Source organism: Acidimangrovimonas sediminis, assembly GCF_002871005.1.
In the GTDB taxonomy this organism is placed as follows: Bacteria; Pseudomonadota; Alphaproteobacteria; order Rhodobacterales; family Rhodobacteraceae; genus Acidimangrovimonas; species Acidimangrovimonas sediminis.
Genome location: NZ_PHSN01000098.1, coordinates 1 through 362, shown reverse-complemented (window position 1 = coordinate 362; position 362 = coordinate 1). Strand labels below are relative to the sequence as shown.

1 protein-coding gene is annotated in these 362 nt (G+C 70.7%); it reads right to left on the bottom strand.

Annotation, left to right across the window (positions count from 1 at the left end; translation table 11 throughout):
* Positions 1–362: chemotaxis protein CheB (locus CVV76_RS24500; RefSeq protein ID WP_332888555.1), on the bottom strand; the 362-nt coding region annotated here is incomplete at both ends.

Sequence of the window (362 nt, the reverse complement as noted above, 5' to 3'; positions counted from 1 at the left end):
CGAGGGTGGAGCGCTTGTAGCCCGAGAAATCGTGCCCGGTCAGCCGCCGGATCACGGCGCAGAAGCTCTCGATGCTGGGCGCCTCGACGCTGCCGGCGCCCAGCGTCTGGCTTCCGGTGCGGCTGAAGCGGGTGACGTGGCCGATCACCTCGGAGGGGGCGCAGACGTAATCGACGAGGCCGGTGGCGACGGCCGAGTTGGGCATGGAATCGTAGCGGGCGGAGCTGTCCTGCGCGAGGCAGAAGCCGCCCAGCTCCTTGACCGCGCGCAGCCCGACCGAGCCGTCGGCGCCGGTGCCCGAGAGGATCACGCAGACCGCCTGGCCGCGCTGGTCGGTGGCGAGGCTTTCGAAGAAATCGTCG